This window comes from Terriglobia bacterium, assembly GCA_020072565.1.
Classification (GTDB): domain Bacteria; phylum Acidobacteriota; class UBA6911; order UBA6911; family UBA6911; genus JAFNAG01.
Map to the genome: position 1 here is coordinate 1 of JAIQGI010000129.1, position 3,615 is coordinate 3,615.

At 63.3% G+C, this 3,615-nt stretch carries 4 protein-coding genes; all 4 read left to right on the forward strand.

All coding sequences use genetic code 11. From position 1 onward, the window contains the following. On the forward strand, positions 1–964 hold a 964-nt coding region (locus LAP85_29710; GenBank protein MBZ5500587.1), incomplete at its 5' end, for an ABC transporter permease. A gap of 159 nt (positions 965–1,123) precedes the next feature. Then, a complete protein-coding gene (locus LAP85_29715) occupies positions 1,124–2,170 on the forward strand; it encodes an ABC transporter permease (protein ID MBZ5500588.1) in 1,047 nt (348 codons plus the stop codon). A gap of 198 nt (positions 2,171–2,368) precedes the next feature. Then, on the forward strand, positions 2,369–2,674 hold the full coding sequence (locus LAP85_29720) for a helix-turn-helix transcriptional regulator (protein ID MBZ5500589.1): 306 nt from the start codon (positions 2,369–2,371) through the stop codon (positions 2,672–2,674). A gap of 40 nt (positions 2,675–2,714) precedes the next feature. Further along, a partial coding sequence (locus tag LAP85_29725; GenBank protein MBZ5500590.1) for an ABC transporter permease occupies positions 2,715–3,615 on the forward strand: 901 nt, incomplete at its 3' end.

Below are 3,615 nucleotides of genomic sequence, written 5' to 3' on the forward strand. Positions count from 1 at the left end.
CATGGCGTTTCAGCGCGACCTCGCGGAGCGCGTTCGGGCGCTGCCGGGTGTGCTCAATGCGGCCGTTACGTCCGCGGTGCCCTTCCGGGGCGGCGACTCCGTCCTCGTACTAAATGAGGTCGGCCGGCGTGAGGAGGTGGTCGGAAACGGCCGCTTTGTGGACTCGCGCTATTTTTCTGTGATGCGCATTCCGCTCGTCCACGGCCGACTGATCTCGGAAACCGATACCGCCACGAGTGACAAGGTGGCGGTCGTGTCCGAATCGTACTCCCGGCAGATGTTCGGCAGCGGGGATCCGCTCGGCAGAAAGATCGAGTTTGACGGTCCGGTCGAGATCGTCGGTGTTGTGCGCGATGTGCGGTATTCCGCACTCGAACAGGATCCGCGTCCGGCCGTATACTTCGTCGCGGCGCAGTTTCCGCGGCCAGTCACGGGTTTGGTGGCGCGATTGGCGCCGAACGCGGGCGATCTGCACGCGGCGGTCCGGAGCATCGTGCACGATCTCGATCCGGCGCTGCCGATCCTGCACATCGCCACGGTCGACGAGATTATCGGCGAAGCGGTGGCGCATCGGCGGTTCTACACGACTGCGACCGGCGCGTTCGCAAGCGTCGCGCTCCTGTTGACGATTGTCGGCCTCGCGGTGATCGTCGCTAGGTACACCGTGGAGCGGCGGCGGGAGCTGGCGATTCGGGCCGCGCTGGGCGCGACACATTCGCATCTGGTTTGGCTGGTCGTACGCCAGGGTCTCGTTCCGGTGCTGGCAGGCACCGCGGCGGGCTTGCTCGGTGCCTCTCTCACGGCCTCGCTGCTGACGCAGTTCCTGTTCCAGGTTACGCCGCGCGAGCCGGTGATCTATGCTGCGGCTGCCGGCGTGACCGTAGGCGGTGCGTTGATCGCGCTTCTCGTGCCCGCTCGGCGAGCGATGGCGTTGGCGCCGGCTTCCGACCTGCGCGCCGAGTGAGGAGGCGGCGTGTCTTTGCAGAGATTCAGACAATTCCGCGGAAAATGATGTCCTGGGGACACATGAAGTTCTGCCATCCGCCAGTCTGTAGTGCCGCACCTTCGGTGCTCATGGTTTCAGTTTGCGGTGATTCCCTGCCTCACGGCTTGGGCTATTCTCGTGCCGGCGCTTTGCATCTGGATTTGCCGCCGGACCGGTGGACCGCGTTTCGGTCGAAAACAAGTTAACCGCAACTACATGTTCGTGGCTGTTGCCCTTCTCCCCTGCATTGCTTCTTCGGCGGTCGCCGGTCCCCTCGGGACTGTAACCAACGACGTTGCCATTGCACTGCCTGGGCGCTCATTTCCTTCAGGCGACATCAACGAAGTCCTGGTCGGCCCGCCCTATTTCGACGCCATGGGAATCCCGCTTATCGCAGGCCGGCCTATTACCGACGTGGACGTGGACCGTAAAGATGGGCCCAAGGTTGCCGTACTCAGTGAATCGGCGGCCCGGCTAATGTTCGGCAAGCGGAATGCAGTCGGCGGCCTCTTTTCGGAAGGCAAACAATTTGACGAAAAGAAGGCCATCCAGGTGGTCGGAGTCGTTCACGATGTGCGCTACTCCTCCTTGCGCGCTCTTTTCAGCCCGCTGGTCTTTTACCCGGTCACTCAGAAGTTCGTCTTCAGCGGGCCCACCTTCGTGCTGCGAACCGAAGGCGATCCCCTACGCTTCGCTGACGCGGTCCGCCAGGCAGTCCGTGAGGTTTCACCCGTCCTTCGCGTCTCCCAAATCCGCACACTCGACTCCGTAATTGAAACGGGCGCCCGCCGCGAACGGCTTCTAGCCTGGCTCTCTGGGGCTTTCGGAGTTCTCGCCCTCATCCTCGCTGCCGTCGGGCTTTACGGCGTGGTCGCATACGCAGCCCAACGCCGAACACCTGAGATGGGAGTTCGCCTTGCCCTTGGTGCACGGCCCTCGCAGATCTGCGCGATCCTTCTGCGCGAGATCATTATCCTGCTGGCCATAGGTCTCACGTTGGGCAGTGCCGCCACGGTCCTGTTCACGGTTCGGCTCGAACCGCTTCTGTTCGACGTCACACCGCAAGATCCTGCGACATTCGCCTTTGCCATGGTTGTGCTTGCGACAATCGCGCTCGTCGCCGGCTACATTCCGGCCCGCCGTGCCGCCCGCCTCGATCCCGTGAGCGCATTGCGTTCAGAATAGGTCGGAAGCGGCGCGCCCCGCGGAGGGACCGGAGAGAGTCAGCCAATTCCCAGCCACGCACGGATCGATAGCCCGTCCCCGCTGCCGATGGGGCATCAGAATTTCCATTTGACTTTCTAATGCAAGTAGCACTATTGTATTGGTGTGTCTAATGGAAAGATTGACAAAATAGGTGTCCTGCAGGGGACTCCTGATCTGATGGTGCTTCAGACGCTCGATGTCCTCGGGCCGTCCCACGGCTACGCGATTGCCACACGCATCGAGCAGGTTTCGAAGGGCGCCATCCAGCTCAACATGGGCACGCTCTATCCGGCGCTGATGCGGCTTGAGCAACGCGGTTTGCTTCGAGGCGCCTGGGGTATCAGCGACACAGGTCTGCGAGGCAGCCGCAAGGCACGCCTCTATAGCCTTACCGCCGCCGGCCGGCGGGCACAAGTCGCCGAGAAGCAGGCGTGGACCCGAATGACGGGCATCATCCAAGCGCTAATAGATCAAGAGGGCTAATAGACAACGGAAGTCCACGGTTGCAGGCGAGAGGGTGGCCATGGCGGGCATGTTTCGCGAGTGGATGCTCCGAATGTGGGCGACGTTGCGACGACGCCGCACGGACGCTGACCTCGAAGAGGAGTTGAAAGCGCATCTCGCTTTCGCGGCTGAAGACGCGCGGCGCAGCGGCAAAGGGCCGAACGAGGCGGATCGTGCTGCGCGTCTGCGGGCCGGCGGCCTATCTCAGGCGTTGGACGCACTGCGCGATCAGCGCGGTCTGCCTATTGTCGACGCGGCCCTGTCGGACCTGCGCTACGCGATGCGCGCGCTCATCAAGCAGCCGCTGCTGTCGGTCACGGCCATCATCTCGATCGCGTGCAGCCTGGGACCCGCAACCGCCGTGCTCGGGATCGGGGAAGCGCTGTTCTTCAAGCCGCTCCCTGGTATCGCTCGCCAGGATCGGCTCGTCATCTACTTCTTCGCAACACGGGTCACAGGCGGTATCAACCCATTTGTTATTTCGTACGCCAACGCAGAGGATCTGACGCGGAATGCGACCACTGTTGCGGCCATGGCAGGGTTTCAGCGGCTGCCGAGCTCCGCGCTGGCCGTCGCCGACGCCGAGCCAAGGCTCACGCCTGGTGCAGCGGTCAGCGTCAACTACTTCGATGTTCTCGGAGTCCGGCTGCTTGCTGGACGAACGTTTCGCGCGGAAGAGGATCGCACCCCCGGGGGGGAGCCCCTGGTCGTGCTCTCCGAACGTCGAGCACGCGATTTTTTCGGCTCGGCCGAGGCTGCCGTCGGGCGGACCGTCTTGGTAAACAGTGTGCCGTTCACCGTCATCGGCGTAGCGCCCGGCTCGTTCGCGGGGACCGATGCTGAATCCCATGAGGACTTCTGGATCCCCGGGATGGCGTACGTGCGAGCGACGCAGTTCCCGCCGGAACTCTGGGCCCGCC